Source organism: Pseudomonas vlassakiae (assembly GCF_014269035.2).
GTDB lineage: Bacteria > Pseudomonadota > Gammaproteobacteria > Pseudomonadales > Pseudomonadaceae > Aquipseudomonas > Aquipseudomonas vlassakiae.
The window spans coordinates 390,264-410,943 of the sequence record NZ_JABWRP020000001.1 but is presented as its reverse complement, the minus strand read 5'-3'; the positions used below and the strand labels follow the sequence as shown (position 1 = coordinate 410,943).

Annotated in this window: 18 protein-coding genes; 10 read left to right on the top strand and 8 right to left on the bottom strand. The window is 64.7% G+C overall.

The features are described from left to right. Window positions 1–2: 2 nt before the first annotated feature. Genes HU738_RS01900 through HU738_RS01880 form a run of 5 tightly spaced genes read right to left on the bottom strand, consistent with a single transcriptional unit; the run spans window position 3 to window position 3,828 of the window. Window positions 3–833, bottom strand: coding sequence for a DUF2797 domain-containing protein (locus HU738_RS01900; RefSeq protein WP_176510175.1), 831 nt, complete (start codon window positions 831–833; stop codon window positions 3–5). Then, window positions 830–1,090 carry a YeaC family protein gene (locus tag HU738_RS01895; protein WP_054885767.1) on the bottom strand — a complete coding sequence of 87 codons (261 nt, stop codon included), beginning with the start codon at window positions 1,088–1,090 and terminating at the stop codon, window positions 830–832. Before HU738_RS01895 ends, HU738_RS01900 begins: the two co-directional genes overlap by 4 nt. Window positions 1,091–1,103: 13 nt before the next feature. Continuing rightward, window positions 1,104–1,970, bottom strand: coding sequence for a rhomboid family intramembrane serine protease (locus tag HU738_RS01890; RefSeq protein WP_186603788.1), 867 nt, complete (start codon window positions 1,968–1,970; stop codon window positions 1,104–1,106). Then, window positions 1,967–2,938, bottom strand: a complete 972-nt coding sequence (locus HU738_RS01885; RefSeq protein WP_054885765.1) for a metallophosphoesterase — start codon at window positions 2,936–2,938, stop codon at window positions 1,967–1,969. Before HU738_RS01885 ends, HU738_RS01890 begins: the two co-directional genes overlap by 4 nt. Continuing rightward, window positions 2,938–3,828 carry an NAD(+) kinase gene (locus tag HU738_RS01880; protein ID WP_054885764.1) on the bottom strand — a complete coding sequence of 297 codons (891 nt, stop codon included), beginning with the start codon at window positions 3,826–3,828 and terminating at the stop codon, window positions 2,938–2,940. Before HU738_RS01880 ends, HU738_RS01885 begins: the two co-directional genes overlap by 1 nt. A gap of 88 nt (window positions 3,829–3,916) precedes the next feature. Here HU738_RS01880 and HU738_RS01875 point away from each other — a divergent pair, with 88 nt between their 5' ends. Both HU738_RS01875 and cybB read left to right on the top strand, forming a co-directional pair. Further along, a complete protein-coding gene (locus HU738_RS01875; RefSeq protein WP_186603789.1) occupies window positions 3,917–4,897 on the top strand; it encodes a DUF1853 family protein in 981 nt (326 codons plus the stop codon). Between the two features lie 56 nt (window positions 4,898–4,953). Then, window positions 4,954–5,499: a cytochrome b561 gene (gene cybB / locus HU738_RS01870; RefSeq protein WP_186603790.1), complete on the top strand. Its 546-nt coding sequence runs from the start codon at window positions 4,954–4,956 to the stop codon at window positions 5,497–5,499. Here cybB and HU738_RS01865 read toward each other — a convergent pair. The 3 genes from HU738_RS01865 to HU738_RS01855 all read right to left on the bottom strand — a co-directional run bounded on the left by HU738_RS01865 (window position 5,490) and on the right by HU738_RS01855 (window position 9,101). Further along, window positions 5,490–6,380: a 1-aminocyclopropane-1-carboxylate deaminase/D-cysteine desulfhydrase gene (locus tag HU738_RS01865; RefSeq protein ID WP_186603791.1), complete on the bottom strand. Its 891-nt coding sequence runs from the start codon at window positions 6,378–6,380 to the stop codon at window positions 5,490–5,492. The two genes, cybB and HU738_RS01865, sit on opposite strands and share 10 nt — an antisense overlap. Window positions 6,381–6,537: 157 nt before the next feature. Further along, window positions 6,538–8,574, bottom strand: coding sequence for an NADPH-dependent 2,4-dienoyl-CoA reductase (locus tag HU738_RS01860; RefSeq protein ID WP_186603792.1), 2,037 nt, complete (start codon window positions 8,572–8,574; stop codon window positions 6,538–6,540). A gap of 182 nt (window positions 8,575–8,756) precedes the next feature. Further along, complete coding sequence (locus HU738_RS01855) at window positions 8,757–9,101, bottom strand: hypothetical protein (RefSeq protein WP_186603793.1); 345 nt, start codon at window positions 9,099–9,101, stop codon at window positions 8,757–8,759. Between the two features lie 197 nt (window positions 9,102–9,298). On the opposite strand from HU738_RS01855, the gene HU738_RS01850 reads away from it, so the two are divergent. The 8 genes from HU738_RS01850 to HU738_RS01815 all read left to right on the top strand — a co-directional run bounded on the left by HU738_RS01850 (window position 9,299) and on the right by HU738_RS01815 (window position 20,632). Continuing rightward, window positions 9,299–10,003, top strand: coding sequence for a fimbrial biogenesis chaperone (locus HU738_RS01850; protein ID WP_186603794.1), 705 nt, complete (start codon window positions 9,299–9,301; stop codon window positions 10,001–10,003). Window positions 10,004–10,029: 26 nt separating this feature from the next. Beyond that, entirely contained in the window at window positions 10,030–11,019 is a 990-nt protein-coding gene (locus HU738_RS01845; RefSeq protein WP_186603795.1) for a fimbrial protein, read from the top strand. Window positions 11,020–11,088: 69 nt separating this feature from the next. Continuing rightward, on the top strand, window positions 11,089–13,908 hold the full coding sequence (locus HU738_RS01840; protein ID WP_186603804.1) for an ATP-binding protein: 2,820 nt from the start codon (window positions 11,089–11,091) through the stop codon (window positions 13,906–13,908). Beyond that, window positions 13,895–15,082, top strand: a complete 1,188-nt coding sequence (gene pvrR / locus HU738_RS01835; RefSeq protein ID WP_186603796.1) for a response regulator cyclic di-GMP phosphodiesterase PvrR — start codon at window positions 13,895–13,897, stop codon at window positions 15,080–15,082. Before HU738_RS01840 ends, pvrR begins: the two co-directional genes overlap by 14 nt. An 84-nt stretch (window positions 15,083–15,166) precedes the next feature. Then, on the top strand, window positions 15,167–18,382 hold the full coding sequence (locus HU738_RS01830) for a hybrid sensor histidine kinase/response regulator (protein ID WP_186603797.1): 3,216 nt from the start codon (window positions 15,167–15,169) through the stop codon (window positions 18,380–18,382). Window positions 18,383–18,452: 70 nt separating this feature from the next. Further along, window positions 18,453–19,100, top strand: coding sequence for a response regulator (locus HU738_RS01825; protein WP_186603805.1), 648 nt, complete (start codon window positions 18,453–18,455; stop codon window positions 19,098–19,100). Window positions 19,101–19,214: 114 nt separating this feature from the next. Further along, the gene (locus HU738_RS01820) at window positions 19,215–19,814 is read left to right on the top strand and encodes a fimbrial protein (RefSeq protein ID WP_186603798.1); all 600 of its coding nucleotides are present in this window, start codon (window positions 19,215–19,217) and stop codon (window positions 19,812–19,814) included. Between the two features lie 71 nt (window positions 19,815–19,885). Next, complete coding sequence (locus tag HU738_RS01815; RefSeq protein ID WP_186603799.1) at window positions 19,886–20,632, top strand: fimbrial biogenesis chaperone; 747 nt, start codon at window positions 19,886–19,888, stop codon at window positions 20,630–20,632. The last annotated feature ends 48 nt before the right edge of the window (window positions 20,633–20,680 follow it).

Sequence of the window (20,680 nt, the reverse complement as noted above, 5' to 3'; positions counted from 1 at the left end):
TTTTACTGGAGCACGGCCAACTGGTAGGCCGTGTACTTGCGAATATTGATCACGCCGGTGTCGAAGATCAGGTACTGGCCCTTGATGCCCAGCAGCGTGCCTTCGGCCACGGGGTCCTTGTCCAGGTTGAAGCTGACGATTTTCTTCGGGTAGGCCTCGACCGGATAGCGGATTTCTACCACTTCAGCGTCGGACAGAGGCTGGATCGCCTGTAGACCAAAGCGCCCCTGCAGTTCACGCAGGCCGTCGGCGCAGGCCTCGAAGATCTGTTCGCGGATGGCCGGCAGGTCGAGTACCTCGGCGTCGCCCTTGAGCAGCGTGCGCCAGTTGGTGCGGTCCGGCACCTGGCTGCGCAGGATGTCTTCGACCAGGCCCGATTGCTGGCGGGTAGCCACGCGCATGATCGGCAGGGCCTGGCTGGCACCCTGGTCGAGCCAGCGGGTGGGCAGCTGGGTGGCACGGGTGATACCGACCTTGATACCCGACGAGTTGGCCAGATACACCACGTGGTCGGTCATGCAGAACTGTTCGCCCCACGACGGCTCACGGCAGGTGCCGGCGTCGTAATGGCATTTTTCCGGGGCCATGATGCACACGTCGCACTGGGCCAGCTTGGTCATGCACGGGTAGCAATAACCCTGGCTGAAGCTGGTCTTGGTGCGCTTGCCGCAATGGCTGCAGTGAATGGCGCCAAGGTATTCCAGGCGCAGGCGCTGGCCGATCAGCGGGTTGACCGGCACCTGGGTGTCATCCAGGCGGAAGCTGTATTGCACCACGGGGGCCTGCAGGCTGACCGCCATCTTGCTCAAAGAGCCACGAGCGAGTTCGATCAATGTACCGAGTCCGACTTGAACAGAATGTTGGCGATGGGGGCGGACTTCGACGCGCACTCCTGCGGGCCCATGTAGCCGGTGCGCTGCTCTTCGGGCAGGTTCTTCATCTCCCAGGCGATCACCGCCTGCAGCGACAGCTCTTTCTGCTCGGCGGTGAGCTTGCGCCCGTCCGACCATTTGCCGATTTCCACGGCCAGCTTCAGGCTCTGGTAGATTTCCGGGGTGATGTTTTCGATCATTTGCGCGAAAGTGGACATAGTGTCTCCTGATTCAAGCCGACAGTTTACGCCGGGCCAGCGCCCCGCCCAAGAGCCCGGTCAGGCATCCGATGAGCAGCCCGCCGACGTGGGCGGCATTGGCGATCTGGCCGAAGCCAAGCTGGCCGACCACGCCGGTCAGGCAGATCACCAGCCAGATGAGCATCATCACCAGCACGCCCTTGGGCAGGTTGAAATAGGGGTTGGGCGCCAGCCACTGGTACAGCCAGACGTGGCCGAGCAGACCGTAGAGCACGCCGGACAGGCCGCCGAACAGGCTCGGCCCACTGGTGTAGTGCTGGGCCAGGTTGGACACCAGGCTGAACAGTAGGGTCAGGCCGAGCAGCAGCCAGGGGCCCTGGCGCAGCTCGATACGCTTGCCCAGTTCCCAATACCACAGGCCGTTCATGGCCAGGTGCAGCACGCCGAAATGCAGCAGCATGGGCGAGACCAGGCGCCACCACTGGCCTTCGGTGAGGCCCTGGGCCAATGGGGTGAAATGCAGGTACTCGCCCTGGACGCGGAATTCGAGGAAGGTGAACCAGCTAATGGCGTTGAGGTTGTCGCCCAGGCCGGTGAGACCGGCGACGATCAGGCAGAGGACGAGGACGCTGGCGGTGACCTTGCAGGCTTTGGCCTGGTCGGCCAGGGAGGGCTGTGGGGTGGCCATCGCGGATAAATCCGCGCCTACCTCGGCGTTACCGTCGGGGAAGCGCTGGTAGAGCTCGCGCACGTCGGCGACCAGGGTGTCGGGGGCCCAGAGCACCTGCTCCTCACCCTCCTCGCTGACCCGGTGCGGTACCTGCAGGCGCTGCAGCAGGTTGACGAAGCCGCTGAGGTCGACCGACAGCGGCAGGCGCATCACTTCGATGATTTTCATTGGTTGGCCTGGGGGCGTTCGACGTCGACCCAGACGAACTTGTGCGGGTCGATGCGGGTTTCATCATCCAGCCGGTAGGCCGCCAGCTTGCCATACAGCACCGCGCTGTAGTCCAGGCACGCCAGGTTGGCACGGATCGGTGCCGGGCGGCCGCTGCGCCAGTAGTGGCCAACGAACAGCAGGGGTTCGTCCTCGGCGTAGCGCAGCAGGGCATTTTTTTCGCTGTGGCTCAGTGGCGTGCGGGCTACGTCTTCGGGCAGCGCATCAGGCTGGAAGACGATGTCGCCGTAGGTCTGCGGGTCTTCTTCCCAGAACTTGGTGCGGAAGAAGGCGCGGGTCAGGCCATCGCCGCCGGTCAGGGTCAGGCCGTCCGGCAGGCGCATGTCGGTACCGCGCAGCAGGCGGTTGCACACGGTGGCGGCAAAGCTGCCGGGCACCGCCGATGCCTGGATGAAGTGCTCGTCGATACGCCCGCCCGGGTACTGCTGACGCAGCGGTTCGATCAGCCGTGGGTCCCAGCAGGCGTGCACCAGGCGGAAGCGCCCGGCATCGACGAACAGCGGCAGTTCATAGAACCACTGCACGAAGTCGTGCCAGTCGCCCGGATGATGGGCGAACTGGGTCAGGGTTTCGTCGATCAGCCGGGCGTGGCGCGGGGTGTGTTCGCGCACGAACGACTTGCCGCTGCCGGGCAGTGCCGGGGTGACCCAGCCAAGCGCGTTATACTCGTGGTTGCCCATGATGCAGAACGCCTGGCCGGCCTCGACCATGTCATGGACGATGTGCAGCGCCTCGCGGATGCGCGGGCCACGGTCGACGATGTCGCCCAGGAACAGCGCCTGACGCCACGGGTGACGCCAGACCCCGCCGACACGTTTGTAGCCGAGGGCGTCGAGCAGGCGTTCGAGGGTCAGTGCACAGCCGTGCACGTCGCCGATGATGTCGAAACTGCGCGCCGGATCGAGCATCAGTCGTCCCTGCCTCCCAGGCGGCTGCCCCAGCCGAGTTTGGTGCGGCACACCTCATAGTAATTGTGGTCGAGCGGGTGGATCAGGCGCAGCTTCTGCGGCTTCTTGCTGACCGTGATGGTGTCGCCCGGCGCGCAGGTGAAGTGGTTCTGGCCGTCGCAGGACACTTGCGGGTAAATCTGCAACTCCTTGGACACCACGATCTTCAGCTCACTGTTGCCGTCGACCACGATCGGCCGCCCCGACAGGGTGTGCGGGTACATCGGCACGATGACGATGGCATCGAGCTTGGGGTGCATGATCGGTCCACCGGCCGACAGGGCGTAGGCGGTGGAGCCGGTCGGGGTGGCGACGATCAGGCCGTCGGCCTTCTGGCTGCAGACGAACTGGCCGTCGATGTAGATCTCGAACTCGATCATCCGCGTCGACTTGCCCGGGTGCAGGACCACGTCGTTGAGCGCATCGCCCTGGCCAATGGCCTCGTGATGGCGGCGCACCTCGGCCTGCAGCAGGAAGCGGTTTTCCACCAGGTAATGGCCGTCGAGCACTTCGGCAACCTTCTGTTCCAGCTCGTCCGGGCGGATATCGGTGAGGAAGCCCAGGTTGCCGCGGTTGATGCCCAGCACCGGCACATTGTGCCGGGCCAGGGCGCGGGCGGCGCCGAGCAGGCTGCCATCGCCACCGACCACGATGACCAGGTCGCAGACCTCGCCCAGCAACTTGCGCGTGGAGGTTTGCAGGCCGTGGCCGGGCAGCACTTCGGCGATGGTGTCCTCGAGGATCACGTGCAGGTGGCGCTCGAGGAGGAATTTTTTCAGTCGGCGAATGGTGTCGAGCACCTGCGAGCTGCCAAGGCGGCCGATGATACCGATATTGCGAAATTGCTCCATGGGGCTCCTGCAAGGCTCTGCGGCGGGTGACGATGTCGCGATTATGGGCGAAACGACCGGGTAGCGGCAAACCGGCTATGCTCGCAGCATGATGCCTTTCGCCGAGCTCCATGAGCTGCCCCGTCGCTTGCGCCGACCTGCCGTGCGCGACCTGGCGTGGACCCTGCTGTCGCCCGCGCTACTCAGCGCCCCGCCCTGCCCCCAGCGCCATCCGCTGGCGGGTAGCGCGTGGGCGGCCGATCCGCAGCACCTGCACGACTGGTTGCGCGCACTGGATGCGGATGACCTGCCCTTGCGCGACTGGCTGGCAAGGATCACCAGCCGGCGCCTGGGGCTGTACTACGAAGGTCTGTGGCAGTTCGCCCTGAAACAAGCGCCCGGGGTCGAGCTGCTGGCGGCCAACCTGGCGATTCGCACGGGGGGACGGACCCTGGGCGAGCTGGACATTCTGCTGCGCGATGGCGAGGGCACGCATCACCTGGAGTTGGCCATCAAACTGTACCTGGGGCCGACCGCAGGCAACGGAGGCGATCCGGCGCACTGGCTCGGGCCTGGCTGCCACGATCGCCTCGGCAGCAAACTGGCCCACCTGGCCGGGCACCAGCTGCCCATGTCGGCGGATGCGCAGAGTCGCGCAGCACTGGCTGCCGCAGGGGCCGACCAGGTGCAGGCGCACCTGTGGCTGGGCGGCTACCTGTTCTATCCCTGGCCGGGGCACGCCGAGCCGCCTGCGGGTGCCAATGCCGAGCATTTGCGCGGGCGCTGGGTGCGCCGACAGCACTGGGAAACCACAGCAGACCAACGCTGGCAACCGTTGCCGAGGCTTGCCTGGCTGGCACCTGCGCGGGCAGAGCCCGACGCATGCTGGACCGTGCCGCAGTTCGAGACTTGGCTGGCCGGGCTGGATGAGCATGCCCCGGCGCAGTTGCTGGTCAGGCTGGAGCCGGATGGCGAGGGTGCCTGGCAGGAAGTCGAGCGGGTGTTTCTGGTGGCGGATTGTTGGCCACATTTACCCGACAACAGAATTTTCACAGATCCAGCGCAAAGATTTGTTTCAAATAGCCAGTAGAGTGCTATCTGAGCGCCACCAAGAGCGCCATTACCCACTGATGACGAGGACCGATCATGGTTTCATCCACCCCAGCGCCCCATTACGCACGCCTGTCCATCGCCCTGCACTGGCTGATGGTGCTGCTGCTGGCCGCCGTGTACGCCTGTATCGAATTCCGCGGCCTGTTCCCCAAGGACAGCGCTGAACGCAACCTGATGAAAGACCTGCACTTCATGCTTGGCCTGAGTGTGTTCGTGCTGGTCTGGCTGCGCCTGGCCGTGCGCCTGAGCCGCCCGACCCCGCCGATCGTGCCCAAGCCAGCGGCCTGGCAGACCGGTATTGCCCACCTGGTGCACCTGGCGCTGTACCTGTTGATGATCGGCCTGCCCGTGGCCGGTTGGCTGATCCTCAGTGCCGCCGACAAACCCGTGCCCTTCTTCGGCCTCGAGCTGCCGCACCTGATCGGCGCTGACCCTGACCAGGCCAAGTTCATCAAGGGCTGGCACGAGCGGGTCGCTAGCTGGGGTTACTGGCTGATCGGCCTGCATGCACTGGCCGGGCTGTACCACCATTATGTGCAACGCGACAACACGCTGCTGCGCATGCTGCCCTACAAGTAACCGCGGCGGCCCTGCAGGCCACCGGTGTGGACGAAGATCAGGCGGGTACCGGGCGCGAACAGCCCGGCCTCGACCTGATCATGCAGGGCCAGCAAGGCCTTGCCGGTATACACGGCTTCCAGCGGCACGCCAGAGTGCCGCTCACCCTCAGCGATGAAGGCCAGCAGCTCATCATCGAACCTGGCAAAGCCACCGCGGCTGGCGTCGTGCAGTTGGTAGCCTTGTGAGCCAGCCAGTGCAGCGACTGTCTGCGCCACGCCATGACCCTGCGGCACCGCCAAGGCGCCATGCACAAGGTGTTCACCTGCTTCGGCACGGACCAGGCCGGCCACTGTGGTGCCGGTACCTGCTGCCAGCCACCAGGCGTCGTAGCCAGACCACCCCAGCGCTGACAGCTGCGAACGGGCTTGCTCGACGATCAGCGCACAGCCTTCGGCACCCGCCGCCCCGCCGCCTCCCTCGGGAATGCAATGCCAGCCTGGATATCGAGCCTGCCAAGGCGCCCAGAAGCCCGGCTCATGACGTGCCCGATAACCGCCGTAGCCCAGCCAGTGCAATTGCATGCCCAGGGCTTGCAGGTCGCGCACCGTCGGGGTGTCTTGCCGCTGGCCGCGCAGCAGGCCGGCGGTGGCGAAGCCAAAGCGTTTGCCCGCGGCAGCCAGGGCGTGCAGGTGGTTGGAGTGGTTGCCGCCGAGGCTTATCAGGCCGGGGGCGCCTGCGCCATGGGCATGCTGCAAGTGGTGGCGGAGCTTGAACCATTTGTTGCCGCTGATCAGGGGGTCGATCAGGTCCAGGCGCAGGATCGCGGCTTCAACCTTGGCTTTTGTCAGCCAAGGGAGAGCCAGATGTTGCAACGGCGGTTGAGGTAGATGAAGGTACATAGAGCGGAGTTTATCAGTGAAACCCCTGGGGGCGCGTTGCGCCCCTTTCGCGACACAAGGCCGCTCCCATAGGTCCTGCAAAAAACCTCAAGGGCCGCGGTACTCCTGTGGGAGCGGCCTTGTGTCGCGAAAGGGCCGCAAAGCGGCCCCGGCGATCTCACAGTTCGGCAGCGAGTCGCGAGCCTTGGTTGATCGCCCGCTTGGCGTCCAGCTCGGCCGCCACGTCGGCACCGCCGATCAGGTGCACCGATTGCCCCGCCGCAACCAGCCCTTCATGCAGCTCGCGCAACGGCTCCTGCCCGGCGCAGATCACCACGTTGTCCACCGCCAACACCTGCGGTTCGCCTTCACCAACGCGAATGTGCAGGCCAGCATCGTCGATCTGCAGGTACTCGACGCCATTGAGCATCTGCACCTGCTTGTTCTTCAGCCCGGTACGGTGAATCCAGCCCGTGGTCTTGCCCAGCCCGTCGCCGACCTTGGTCTTCTTGCGCTGCAACAGGTACACCTGGCGCGCCGGCGCATGCGGCTCGGCCGTGATCCCGGCAACGCCACCGCGTGCTTCCAGGTGGGTATCGATCCCCCACTCTTTCCAGAACGCGTCGCGGTCCTGGCTGCTGGCCACGCCCTGATGCACCAGGTACTCGGAAACGTCGAAACCGATGCCGCCCGCACCAATCACCGCGACCGACTTGCCCACCGCCTTGCGCTCGAGCAGCACGTCCAGGTAGCTGAGCACCTTGGCATGCTCGACACCCGGGATGGCCGGAGTACGCGGCGCGATACCGGTAGCCAGGATGATGTCGTCGTAGCCACCCGCCACCAGCGCCTGCACATCGACCCGGGTATTCAGGCGCAGATCGACGCCGGTGCTTTTCACCTTGTTGCGGAAGTAACGCAAGGTCTCGTGGAATTCCTCCTTGCCCGGTACCCGCTTGGCCACGTTGAACTGCCCGCCAATCTCGCTGGCGGCATCGAACAGCGTCACTTCATGGCCACGCTCGGCCGCGACGGTGGCCGCTGCCAGGCCGGCAGGGCCTGCGCCGACCACGGCGATGCGCTTCACGGCACGCACCGGCAGATAGTTGAGCTCGGTTTCGTGGCAGGCGCGCGGGTTGACCAGGCAACTGGTCAACTTGCCACCGAAGGTGTGGTCCAGGCAGGCCTGGTTGCAACCGATGCAGGTGTTGATCTCGTCGGCACGCCCTGCGGCCGCCTTGTTGACGAAGTCGGCGTCGGCGAGGAACGGCCGGGCCATGGAAACCATGTCGGCATCGCCCTCGGCCAGCACGGTTTCTGCCACTTCCGGGGTATTGATACGGTTGGTGGTGATCAGCGGAATGTTCACGGCGCCGCGCAGCTTGGCGGTGACCTTGCTGAACGCCGCACGCGGCACCTTGGTGGCAATGGTCGGGATGCGCGCCTCGTGCCAGCCGATACCGGTGTTGATCAGCGTCGCGCCGGCCTGCTCGATGGCCTTGGCCAGCAGCTCGATCTCGTCCCAGGTGCTGCCGCCCTCGACCAGATCGAGCATCGACAGGCGGAAGATGATGATGAAGTTCGGCCCTACGGCCTCGCGCACACGGGTGACGATCTGCACCGCCAGGCGCATGCGGTTCTCGTAGCTGCCACCCCAGCGGTCGGTGCGATGGTTGGTGTGGGCGGCGAGGAACTGGTTGATGAAGTAGCCTTCGGACCCCATGATCTCGACGCCATCGTAGCCGGCACGCTGGGCCAGCACGGCACAATTGACGAAGTCGGCGATCTGCTTCTCGATGCCCGCTTCATCCAGCTCCTTGGGCTTGAATGGGTTGATCGGTGCCTGGATCGCGCTGGGCGCCACCTGGCGCGGGCTGTAGGCGTAGCGGCCGGCATGCAGGATCTGCAGGCAGATCTTGCCGCCGGCTGCATGCACGGCCTGGGTGACGATGCGATGTTTGTCGGCTTCTTCCTCGGTGCTGAGCTTGGCCGCGCCGGAATACACACCGCCTTCATCGTTCGGCGCGATGCCGCCAGTGACCATCAGGCCAACGCCACCCCGGGCGCGCTCGGCAAAATACGCCGCCATGCGTTCGAAACCGCCCGGGCGCTCTTCGAGGCCGGTGTGCATCGAACCCATCAGGGTGCGGTTGCGCAAGGTGGTGAAGCCCAGATCGAGCGGGGCCAGCAAATGCGGGTAGCGGTCGGCGGCCATGGAATGTCCCCAGGTGGCGTGATCACGGATGCGGGTACCTCACCGGCCGGCGGGTCCCGTCGTTTGTCTGCCTGCGACATTAAACAGCCGTTTGAACGGGCTCAATGATCGAAACTGACAAGATGATGATCCTGGTGCACAGCACTTCACCGTCTGTGCCTGGAACCGCCTGCCCGGTGCCTTCAAGGGGAGGTCACGACCACCACATAATGGCCACGGGTGAGCGGCTCGCCGTGCTCATCGACCAGCCTGTAACGCTGGTCCACGCCGTGCCCGCGATCGATGCGTAGCGCCTGCGCCGGCGGCGCCTGCTCATCCACCCGCTGGATGCCAACGACGCTGTCCCGCGCCAGCGCAGGACAGTTATCCATGCGCCAACCGGCACCGGCCACGGTGGTCGTGCAGGACGGTTCGACGATGCTGCCGCTGAAGCGCAACATACCCGAGGCCACGGCGCCGCCTGCCTGGGCCTGGCCAACCAGCGCCAGGCAAACTGCAACACTGACTGCCAATCGCTTGCCGCTCATGATTTCCACTCCCCGATACCCACCGTTGAGCCTATCGGATGAGCAGTGGCCGGCCCGGCTGCGCGCGTGAAGCAGTTCACAAAGCAGGAAAATTAAACCACGCGGGACTTTAAGAAACGTCTCAAAGCCGGCGCCGGGCCAGTTGTCTAGGATGGCCAGACTGTCCCAGCCAGCCGCACCGGAGCCCTCTCTCGACCATGTCGCGCCTGCTTCATACCCTGTTGCGCCCCGCCCTTGCGGCATTCGTCTTGCTGAGCCTGGCCTCCACCGCCTGGGCCCAGCTCAAGATCGAAGGCACACGCCTGATCTACCAGGGCTCGGCCAAGGAGGCGAGCATCAACCTGGTCAATCGCAGTGACCTCGACACGGTCGTGCAAAGCTGGGTCAGCAGCCCCGACGAGGGCCGCGATACACCCTTCGCGGTGGTCCAGCCATTAGCCTTGATACCCCCCAACGGCCAGCAGATGCTGCGTGTGCTGTACGCCGGCCAAGGCCTGCCCGAGGACAGGGAATCACTGTTCTGGTTGAACATTCTGGAGATCCCGCGCAAACCCGAACAGGCCGACACCCTGCAGTTCGCCATCCGCCAGCGCCTGAAGCTGTTCTACCGGCCACCCGGCCTGCCTGGCTCGGCCAGTGCGGCAGCCGATGGGCTGCAATGGCGCACGCCCCAGCCTGGCCGGATCGAAGTGCGTAACCCGAGTGCCTTCCATGTCTCGCTGGTGGACCTGCGGCTCGACACCCCTGGGCAGACGCAACAGCTAACGGGCTATCTCCTCCTGCACCCGGGACAATCGCTCACCCTCGAAGCACCTTCACCCTTGCCCGCGCAGCGCCACCTGACGTTCAGCGAACTCACCGATATCGGCCTGCAGAAGCCCCACCGCATCGCCCTGCCGTGAACACACCGCTACAGGATAGCTACCCCATGACCCTGATCCGCAAACACCTGCTGGGCCTGTTATTGATCATCGCCAGCTGCCCCGCCACCAGTTACGCCCTGTCCTGCAAGCTGGACCCGTCCAAGGCGTCGGTATTCAAGGAGGCACTGGGCACCGCACTGGCGGTACCGGCCGACGCGCCCGACGGCACGATCATCTGGGAGTCGGCGCCACACGCGCTTCCAGTCGTCTGCGCCGACGACTACGAAACCGGTATCCGGGAAGACGTCTATTTCTACGTGAACCCGGCCAAGGCCAATATCGGCAAAGGCATACGGGTCGGGATTCGCTACGGCTCGCAGACCATTACCCAGAGTTCGGGCGCCGTCACCACGGGCTACAACTCGCTTCATGGTTGCAACTGGGCGAACTGTGCGGGCTGGGACAAGGCCCGTTTCACCCTGAACTTCACCGTGTTCATCGAAAAGTACGGCGCAACGCCAACCGATGGACAAGCCAGCGCGCTCGGCGAATACCGGGTATTCCAGCTGGACGGTCGGGGCGGCCTCAACCCAAAGCCCGACAGCAACCTCAATTATGTGGTCACCGGTATGAACAACATCCGCTTCGTGCCCTGCTCTCCTGAGCTGACCATCCTCCCTTCGGTGGTCAATTTCCGCCGCGCCCTGGCCAGCTCGGCACAGGTCGGCCAGGTCGCCAGCTCCGCCGATTTCAGCCTTGACCTGTTCCGCTCCTGTGATACGCCCTACACCGTCAATGCTCGCTTCACCCCGGTCGCCGGCAGCGCGAGTGTCATCGACAAGTTGCTGGTGCCCAGCAACAACACCTCGGTCGGCATCGCCCTGACCCAGCAGGACAGCAACCAACCGGTACCCTTCAACAGCTGGTTCAAGCTGGCCGAACTGACCACACCGAACGGGACCCACAGCGCATTCCGCGCCGACTTGATCTGGCGTTCGGCGCCCATCCCCGGTCCTTTCGAAGCCATGGCGCTGGTGGACCTGTATTACAAGTAAGCCCAAGGCCAGACGGCCTTTAAGGATCGTCTGATGTCCAGTTGCCAGCAGCCAGCCTACATTCGCCGCATGCGACTCAAAGCCTATCTGCAACAGATCAATCCCCTCCTCTCCGACCCCGAGGCAGCGCGCCGGCTGCTTCGGCTGCTGGCGATCGTGCTGTCGGCCGGCATTCTCGCCGCGGCCTACAATTTCCTGTCCTTCACCTTCAATACCGACATCGCCCGGCGCCACGGCGCCATGAGCAGCGCGATTGCCGAGGCCCACACCTTTTTCACCAACCGGGAGGCTCTACTGGAGAGCCTGAGCCTGGCGACCGTGCGCCACGCGGCTGCGGGCGCCACCTGGTTGCCGCTGGCACCGGGCGAGGAAGTGCACCTGCAACTGGGCAGCCAGCCGCACAAACGCTGGAGCCTGTGGCTGACCCAGCGCATGTGCGCCTACCTCAAGGCCCGACAGGTCAATCTGCTGTATGCCGACACTGCGGCTCAGGCCCCGATGCGCTGGCTGTACAACGCTGACGCCCAGGCTGCATTACCTTCACCTGCCCTGCTCGAGCAGCTGCGTGCCGCTGAGCAACGTTCCACTGTTCCCCAGGAGTTGTGGCTGGCCGACCACGAGCTGCACCGCTCACGCCTGTTCATCTTCCAGCGGCTGGACGAGCGCGACCCGGATTCTGGCTGGCTGGGCCTGGAAATCGACAGCCAGGCAGTGGCGCCGGTGCTCAAGGATGCCAGCGCGGGGGAGTTCATGATGTTCAACGCCGACGGCATGCTGGTGTTCACCAACAGCCCGGAGCCGACGCTGAGCCGCTCGCTGCGCCACCCCGTTGGCAAGGAATTCTTCGGCTTCGCTGGGCAGGGGTTGCTGCCTGAGTACCTGGTCATCAGCAAGCCGTTGATGTCCTCGGACTGGCAACTGGTCTATGCGATCGACCTGTCCGCCATCCTTGCCAGCCTGTGGCAGCAACTGCTGGGGGGCGTGTTGTTCTGCGTGCTCAGCATCACCTTGATACGGGTGTTGATCCAGCGTTTCGACCGGCGCTTCTTCACCCCCACCATCGAGCGCATCCGCGCACTGGTGGAAAGCGAGATGTTCAGCCGTGACGTGATTGAAACCGCGCCCGTCGCCCTGTGCGTGCTGCGCCGCAGTGATGGCCAGGTAGTGCTGGAGAACCACCTGGCCCAGCAGTGGCTGGGCCAGGACCCGACACGCAGGGTGCGCAGCGCACAGTGGATCGAGCAAGCCTTCGGGCAGCCCGATGGCCAGCGCAGCGACTATTTCGAGAGCGCCGATGGACGCCACCTGTACCTGAGCAGCTCACCAAGCCGCTACAAGGGCGAACCGGTGCTGCTTTGTGCGTTCAGCGACATCAGCGCACGCAAGCAGATCGAGGCGGCGCTGGAGGACGCCCGGCGCGCGGCCGACACCGCCAACGAAGCGAAGACGCAGTTCCTGGCAACCATGAGTCACGAAATCCGCACGCCGCTGTATGGCGTGCTGGGCACGCTGGAGCTGCTCTCGCGTACCGCCCTCGACGCCCAGCAACGCGATTACCTGAGGGCGATCGAAGGTTCGTCCTCGACCTTGCTGCAGTTGATCTGCGACGTGCTTGACGTGTCCAAGATCGAGGCCGGCCAACTGGCCCTCGAGCTCAGCGAGTTCAGTGCCCCGGACCTGGTCCGCGAAGTGATCCAGAGCTACAGCGCGGCCGCCACGAGCAAAGGCCTGCAACTCTACAGCTGCCTGGACCCGGGCCTGCCGCAACACCTGATCGGCGACGTCAACCGGATCCGCCAGATCCTCAACAATCTTCTGAGCAATGCGGTCAAGTTCACCGACTGCGGCCGTGTGGTGCTGCGAGCCAGGCTGCTCAACCGCGACGGCGAAAGGTCCTGCCTGCTGTGGCAGGTCTCGGACACTGGCAAGGGTATCGCCGAGCAGGACCAGCCGTTCATCTTCGACGCCTTCTACCAGACCGAAGGTCATACCCAGACCATCCCCGGCACCGGGCTCGGGCTGCCGATCTGCCAGCGCCTGACGCAACTGATGAACGGCCATCTGCGCCTGGTCAGCGAGCTCGGCCTGGGCAGCAGCTTCAGCTTGAGCCTGCCGCTGGAAGAGGCGTCAGGCCGCGCCAGCGCCCCGTTCAACCTGCTGGCCGAGCGCATTCACGTGGTATCGCCGGTACACGAACTGGCCGAAGCCATCAGTGGCTGGCTGTGCCGCTGGGGCGCACGCGCCCAGGTCGGCGTGCCGCCACCGGGCAGCGCCCTGGCTGGCGAACTGCTGGTCGAACTGCACCCCGGCAGTGTCGAGCGCTGGCTGGTCGCCGAATGGCCAGGCCCGCGTATCCTGGCATGCGCCCAGGACTGCTGGGAGGCGCGGCACGAGGCTGGCCACTGGCAGGTCAACCTCAACGACCTGGCTGCCCTGCACCAGGCCGTCGGCCAGGCTCAGGGCCTGCGTCGGCGCAGGGACCAGACCGTGCCGGCCCCCTTGACCGAACCACTGGGGCTGCACGTGCTGGTGGCCGAGGACAACGTCATCAACCAGCTGATCCTGCGTGACCAGCTCGAAGAACTCGGCTGCAGCGTGGTTTTGACCAACGACGGCGAGCAGGCCCTGCAAGCCTGGCAGCACGAGGCATTCGACCTGCTGCTGACCGACGTCAACATGCCCTGCATGAACGGTTACGAACTGGCCCGGGCCCTGCGCCGGCTGGGCAGTACCCGCCCCATCGTTGGCGCCACCGCCAATGCCCTGCGCGGCGAGGAAGAACTGTGCCTGGCCGCCGGCATGGATCGCTGCCTGATCAAACCCTTCAACCTGCAAGCCCTGTTCAACTGCCTGGCCCCGTATCGAGGTAGCCGTCTTGAAGCCCTTTAACATCCTGATCGTCGAAGACCACCCGTTCCAGCATATGTACCTGCAACACCTGTTCAGCGAACTCGGCAGCTTCAACCTGGAAGCGGCCCGGGATGGTCAGGAAGCCCTGGAGCGCCTGCGCCAGCGTGACTTCGACCTGGTCCTGACCGACCTGCTGATGCCCGGCATGGACGGTGTGCAGTTCATCCAGCACCTCGCCGGGCTGCGCCACAAGCCAGGCCTGGCGATCATGAGCGCGGCCTCGCGGCGCATGCTGATGGCGGCCAGCCTGGTTGCCAAGAACCTTGGCGTGCACGTGCTCGGGCTGATCTCCAAGCCTGTCGAGCCCAGTGCGCTGCGCAGCCTGATCGACCAGTTGCAGTTGCATCATCAGGCGCCGGCCCAGGCGGCCACGCCCGAGTTCGATCGCCAGACCTTGGTCGATGCACTGAACAACCGGGCGTTCCAGGCCTGGTTTCAACCCAAGAAGTCCTTGCACAACGGCCGCATCGTCGCAGCCGAGGCGCTGGTACGCTGGATGCATCCGGAGCAAGGCGTGCTGCTGCCAGGCACCTTCCTGCCGGCACTCAATGCTTTCGGCCTGGAGGAACGGCTGCTGTGGGTGATGCTCAAGCAAGCCATGGATGCCCAGGCGCGCTGGCGGGAACGGGGCTATGACATCCCGGTCTCGATCAACCTGCCGACCCACCTGCTGAACAGCCATGACCTGGCCGACCGCCTGCTGGAATTCGTCCTGCATCACCAGGGGGTGCCCGGCAAGCTCTGCTTCGAGTTGATGGAATGCTCCATTCCCGAACAGCTGAGCAACTTCTACGCGGGCGCCTGCCGGCTGCGCATGAAAGGTTTCGGCCTGTCCCAAGACGACTTCGGCAAAGGCTACAGCTCTTACATGAGCCTGGTCTCGACACCCTTCACCGAGCTCAAGATCGACCGGGCGCTGGTGCAGCGATGCGATGAAAGCGAGAGCCTGGCCTCGGCCCTGGCCAGCATCGTCGCCCTGGGCCGCAAACTGGGCCTCACCGTGGTGGCCGAAGGGGTCGAGACACCGGAGGAGCTCGAACTGCTGCGCAAGGTCGATTGCAACCAGGTACAGGGCTTTCTGATTTCCCATGCCGTGTCGGCGGAACAGTTCCAGCGCCTGCTGCACAGCGACGGCCCGCCCTCGGCCTACTGACTCGCTGTAACTCACGGCGCCGGCCGGGCATCCAAGGTAATCTACATTGGCTATCGATGCCCCCTCGGCCTTGCGGACCCTTGCATGAAACACTACAACGCCCTGCTGGAAAACCTGGCCCGCAGCTCTCTGCGCCTGAACAAAGGCATGACCGTGCTGCTGGGCCTGGCACTGCTGCTGACAGGCTTCAGCTTGTGGTCGATCGCGCGCCTGGTCGATGAACACAGCGATACCGTCAGCATCCATTTCGCCCGCCTGATGGAAAATGTCCAGGAGCAGGAAACCTTTCTTCATACCCTCGTACAACGCAGTGCCCAGGGCCAGTTGCTCGACTTCCCTCGTACGCTGGAACCGGTGCTGATACCACTGGCCGAAGAAGGGCCGGACATTTACAAGGGCGAGGTTTTCCCGTTCTCCATGCCGTTCAGCCTCAAGCTCGACCGGCGCAATTTCGCTGACCGCGACGTGTCGCAGGTCTACACCCAGGGAGCGAACCTGGCCAGTTTCTACAGCATGTTCTGGTCAGCCTCACCCTACCGCTCGCCGCAGGTGTTCCTGTTCTCGCCCGATGGCCGTTACGACATCACGGTGCCCGCTGCAGGGCGCGGGCGCGGCAAGCCCGACGAGGAACCCTTCATCGACGTGATCCGCCAGGTCATGGCGCGTCAGCCACGCGCCGAGGATTGGCGCCCGGGAGGCGAGATCATCTGGCGCAGTTATGTCGAACAGCCGGACCAGGCCTCCCCGCCGCGCGTGCTGGCCTATGCCAATGTCATCCTGCACCCGGCCAAGGCCGACAGCCAGCGCACGCAACTGGCGTCGCTGGTGGACCTGGCGCAGATCGACGATTTTGAACGCATCATGGACTGGACGGTGTATGACCACTTCAACCTCATCGCCCCGTCCGGCGAAGTGCTCATCGGCACGCCTGCCACCCTGGAGGGCCTGCACGAGGGCCTCAACATCAAACCCGAGGGCCTCGTGTTCCGCCTCCACGAACAGGCCAACGGCGGCTGGAGCGCGGTCTACACCGTGACCTACCGGCACTTCTTCCGCTACGCGTTCTGGTCGCTGACCAGCATTGCCGTCACCTTCCTCGTGCTCATCGGGCTGGGCCGGGTGGTCATCCGCTGGTATCAGCGCCAGGTCATCCTGCCGGCACGCGCCGCCCACGAAACCATCGCCGAAAGCGAAGCCTTCAGCCGGGTGGTCATCGACACCGCCCCGACCGGCCTGTGCGTGGTGCGTAGCGGCGACCAAGCAGTGCTGCTGGAGAACCAGCGGGCACAGCAATGGCAGGGTACGCGCGAACTGGTCGGCACCCTCGCCTCGGCTGTGGGCGACGCCAACAGCGGCGAACATTACCTGCAGGTCGCCGGCCGCCACCTGCAGGTGGGTTTCGTGTCGACCCGCTACCACGGCGAAGACGTGCGCCTTTATGCATTCAACGATGTTACCCGCCACGTCGAGGACGCCCAGGCGCTGGACGAGGCGCGTCGCGCCGCCGATGCCGCCAACACCGCCAAGACCCTGTTCCTGGCGACCATGAGCCATGAGATCCGCACCCCGCTGTACGGCGTGCTGGGCACCCTCGAGCTGCTCGGCCTGACGCAGCTGGATGCCCGTCAGCAAGGCTACCTGCACACCATCCAGCGCTCCTCGGCAACCCTGTTCCAGCTGATCAGCGATGTGCTCGACGTGACCAAGATCGAGTCCGGGCAGATGGCGCTCGAACCGGTAACGTTCTGCCCGCTGGACCTGCTCGAAGACACCGTGCGCACCTATCGCGCCTTCGCCGAGCGCAAGGGCCTGTTGCTGTATGCCTGCCACGACGCCCGCCTGCCGGCCGAGGTGGTGGGCGACCCGATCCGCATCCGCCAGATCCTCAACAACCTGCTGAGCAACGCCATCAAGTTCACCGATACCGGCCGGGTAGTGCTGCGTACCCGCGTGCTGACGATCGATGCCAACCAGGTCAACCTGCAGTTCCAGGTTGCCGATACCGGCATCGGCATCTCCCAGGCGCAGCAGGCCAGGCTGTTCGAATTGTTCTACCAGGTCGCCGACGCCTCCAGCGAGAGCGGCGCAGGCCTGGGCCTGCCGATCTGCGGCTGGCTGGCTGAAATGATGGGTGGCCGGATCAAGGTGGTCAGTGAGCCGGGCCTTGGCAGCAGCTTCTCGCTGACCGTCAGCCTGCCGCTGGCCGAGGGTGGGCTCGGCGACGGCCCGAGCGTCGTGCCCGACCCGACGCCGGTGTACGTGCGTGCCCCGATACCGGAACTTGCCCAGCACGGTGTCGACTGGCTGCAGCGCCTGGGCATCGCCGCGACGCTGACGGTTCCCCCCCTGGAACAGGACAACCCCCAGGCCCTGCTGGTAGACCTGCTCGACTGCCCGGACGCTGGTACCTGGCATGGCCAGCGGATCTGCGCCTGCAGCGACGGCCCGGCGCCCGGCGCATTCATCGATGGCTGCTGGCGGGTAGACCTGCATGACCTGCGCGCCATCGCCCAGGTCATCGCCCTGGTGCGCCAGGGCGGCGTGCCCGATAGTCACTCTTGCGCGCAGCCACAACGTGCCGCCCTGCGCCTGCATGTGCTGGTGGCCGAGGACAATCCGATCAACCAGGCGATCCTTCAGGAACAACTCGAGGCGCTGGGCTGCACCACGGTCGCCGCGGCCAACGGCGAACAGGCCCTGCAACGCTGGCAGCCAGGCCTGTTCGACCTGGTCCTGACGGACGTGAACATGCCACTGATGAATGGCTACGAACTGGCCCGAACCCTGCGCCAGCACGACGCCCGGCTGCCGATCATCGGTGTCACCGCCAATGCACTGCGCGAAGAGGGCCAGCGCTGCCTCGAGGTGGGCATGAACGCCTGGATGGTCAAACCGTTGAGCCTGCAGGCCTTGCGCAGCCATCTGCTGCGCCTGTGCCGGCCGGTACTGGCCGAGGGGCCCGGCCAGGCGCCAGCAACGGACACCCACCGCACCTCGCCATGGCCTGCCACCGAGGACAGCGTGCAAGTGCCCGCCAGCATGCGCGCGCTGTTCATCAGCAGCGTGCACGAGGACATGCAGCAGTTGCGCCTGGCCCTCGAACAACGCGACCATCGGCGCCTGGGTGAACGCTTGCACAGCGTTGCCGGCGCGCTGGGCGCAGTGCAGGCCAGAGCCCTGTCCGAGCGGTGCTGCGCGCTTGAGGACGCGCTGGCCCGATCGCCGCTCGACGCCACCTTGGTCGACAAGATACGGGAAGTGCTGGACAGGCTGTCAGCCCTGCTCGACAGCCTTGCATAACGGCAACTTCAGCGCTGATATCAGCATGGAAACAACCCTCCCATCCGCACCGGTTAACGGGTCGTCATTTATGGAAAAACTCAAGGTCATCATCGCCGACGATCACCCCATCGTACTGCTCGGCGTCCGCGAACTGGTCGAACGCGACCCGCGCTTTTGCGTGGTCGGCGAAGCCGTCTGCTCACAAGGGCTGATCGAACTGCTCGAACACCAACCGGTCGACATGGTCATCTCCGACTACAACATGCCGGCAGACTCACCCTACGGTGACGGCCTGAAACTGATCGAGTATCTCAAGCGCCACTATCCCGCTATTCGCATTCTCGTGCTGACCATGATTTCCAACCCACTGATATTCACGCGGTTGCAGGAGCTGGGCGTGGACGGTGTCATCCAGAAGAGCCAACTGCACGGTGAAATCGAGAAGGCCCTCAACGCGGTGGCTCGCAACCGTACCTATCGGGCACCGGAACCGGCAAGGCATTCGGTGGTGGCCTGTAATACCGCCATTGACCAACGGGTGGAAAACCTGTCGCCCAAGGAGTTCGAAATACTGCGCCTGTTCGTGGCCGGCCTCAGTGTCAGTGAGATTGCCCGCAGCCAACACAGAAGTACCAAAACCATCAGTGCACAGAAAGTTTCCGCCATGCGCAAACTTGAAGTAAACAGCGATCAGGAATTATTGGCCTATTGCCTGGCGAGCCATATCTTCAATTAACTAAACGTGATAGGCCAGGTATTAAGATTCGTCTGATGGGCCAGGGAAACCACCGGACTTATTGTGAGCGTGCATTTAGTTGCAGCACTTACTCACTTTCACGTGGACATCAATATGAATAAATTCTCCCTGGCCGCACTCACCCTTTCGCTGATTACTGCATCAGCCGGCGCACTGGCCGCCGATCCTACCGGGCCCGTCAAAGGGGGCAGCGGCAAGATCTCCTTCACCGGCGTGATCAACAATGACGCCTGTTCGGTCGACGGCGCCAATGCCGACCGGGTAATCGCCGTGGACATGGGCACCGTCTCGATCAAGGACATGGGCACCGCCGAAAACCCGGGCGCAGGCCGCGTGACCGGCAAGGACTTCAACCTCAACGTCAACTGCAACGTCGGCACCAAGGTGGCGATGGTCTTCGACGCCAACAGCGGCGGGTCGGGCCTGGTCACCGGCAAGAAGGTCCTGGCCCTGACCAAGGGTACCGGCACCGCTGCCAACGTCGGCATCGCCCTGCTTGACCCGAACGGCAACCTCATCGACCTGAGCTCGGCGGCCACTGCCAAGATCCAGAGCGACGTGCACGGCACCGGTGCCGCAGGCGGCGACGCCACCCTGAGCTTCTCCGCAGCCTACGTGACCACCGGCGCCGCCGGCACTGCCACCGCCGGTCGTGGTGACGCCACCCTGCCGTTCATCCTGCAGTACGAGTAATCGATTCGCCGCTGCTCCCTGCGCGAGGCTGCACAGCCTCGCCACTTCTTTGCCCAGAAGGTACCCCCACCATGTTGCGTCGTTCTCTGTATCCCGTTTTCGGGTTGCTGGGCATGCTCGTCGCTGCCCAGGCAACCGCCAGCATCTCCCTGAGTGCCACGCGCGTCGTGTTCGACGGTGCTCACAAGGAAGCCAATGTCACGGTGCGCAATGGCAACCAGGAAGTCCTGGTGCAGTCCTGGGTGGATGCCGGCGACAGCGCGCAGGCGCCGTTTGCCATTACTCCCCCCTTGGCCAGGGTAATGCCCAAGCAGGAACAACTGCTGCGCATTCTCTATGAGGGCCAGGGCTTGCCCTCCGACCGCGAGTCGGTGGTCTGGCTGAATGTCCAGGAAATCCCGCAAGCCAGTACCCAGGCCAATACCTTGCAGTTGGCGGTGCGCCAACGCATCAAGATTTTCTTCCGCCCGGCCAACTTGCCCGGCAATCCCCTGTTGGCACCGGAGCAATTGGTCTGGCAAGTGACCCAGCACGCCGGCAAGGCACAGCTGACCGTGAACAACCCCGGCCTGTATCACGTGTCGATGGCCGACATCGAAGTCAAACGCGGTAAACAGAGCGTGTTCAGCGCCGACTCGAGCATGATCGCCCCCGGTGAACGAAAGACCTTCAGCTCGGCCTTTTCCCAGGCTGACGGCCCGCTGACGCTCACCTTCAAGAGCATCAACGACTATGGCGCCCAGCATGGCTATTCCGTGCTGTTGAACCGTGCCCAGCCAGGTAGCGCCAAGCCTGCCGAACCCGCCATCAGCCTGTGAACGCATAACGCCCACCTCGCGCGCCCCGGTCGTGTGCGGCCTCCCCGT

Coding starts and splice junctions, on each gene's coding strand:
- HU738_RS01895 (WP_054885767.1), bottom strand. CDS start 1,090: ATGTCCACTTTCGCGCAAATGATCGAAAACATCACCCCGGAAATCTAC.
- HU738_RS01820 (WP_186603798.1), top strand. CDS start 19,215: ATGAATAAATTCTCCCTGGCCGCACTCACCCTTTCGCTGATTACTGCA.
- HU738_RS01875 (WP_186603789.1), top strand. CDS start 3,917: ATGATGCCTTTCGCCGAGCTCCATGAGCTGCCCCGTCGCTTGCGCCGA.
- HU738_RS01845 (WP_186603795.1), top strand. CDS start 10,030: ATGACCCTGATCCGCAAACACCTGCTGGGCCTGTTATTGATCATCGCC.
- cybB (WP_186603790.1), top strand. CDS start 4,954: ATGGTTTCATCCACCCCAGCGCCCCATTACGCACGCCTGTCCATCGCC.
- HU738_RS01840 (WP_186603804.1), top strand. CDS start 11,089: ATGCGACTCAAAGCCTATCTGCAACAGATCAATCCCCTCCTCTCCGAC.
- HU738_RS01865 (WP_186603791.1), bottom strand. CDS start 6,380: ATGTACCTTCATCTACCTCAACCGCCGTTGCAACATCTGGCTCTCCCT.
- HU738_RS01880 (WP_054885764.1), bottom strand. CDS start 3,828: ATGGAGCAATTTCGCAATATCGGTATCATCGGCCGCCTTGGCAGCTCG.
- HU738_RS01825 (WP_186603805.1), top strand. CDS start 18,453: ATGGAAAAACTCAAGGTCATCATCGCCGACGATCACCCCATCGTACTG.
- HU738_RS01850 (WP_186603794.1), top strand. CDS start 9,299: ATGTCGCGCCTGCTTCATACCCTGTTGCGCCCCGCCCTTGCGGCATTC.
- HU738_RS01860 (WP_186603792.1), bottom strand. CDS start 8,574: ATGGCCGCCGACCGCTACCCGCATTTGCTGGCCCCGCTCGATCTGGGC.
- HU738_RS01890 (WP_186603788.1), bottom strand. CDS start 1,970: ATGAAAATCATCGAAGTGATGCGCCTGCCGCTGTCGGTCGACCTCAGC.
- HU738_RS01855 (WP_186603793.1), bottom strand. CDS start 9,101: ATGAGCGGCAAGCGATTGGCAGTCAGTGTTGCAGTTTGCCTGGCGCTG.
- HU738_RS01885 (WP_054885765.1), bottom strand. CDS start 2,938: ATGCTCGATCCGGCGCGCAGTTTCGACATCATCGGCGACGTGCACGGC.
- HU738_RS01815 (WP_186603799.1), top strand. CDS start 19,886: ATGTTGCGTCGTTCTCTGTATCCCGTTTTCGGGTTGCTGGGCATGCTC.
- HU738_RS01830 (WP_186603797.1), top strand. CDS start 15,167: ATGAAACACTACAACGCCCTGCTGGAAAACCTGGCCCGCAGCTCTCTG.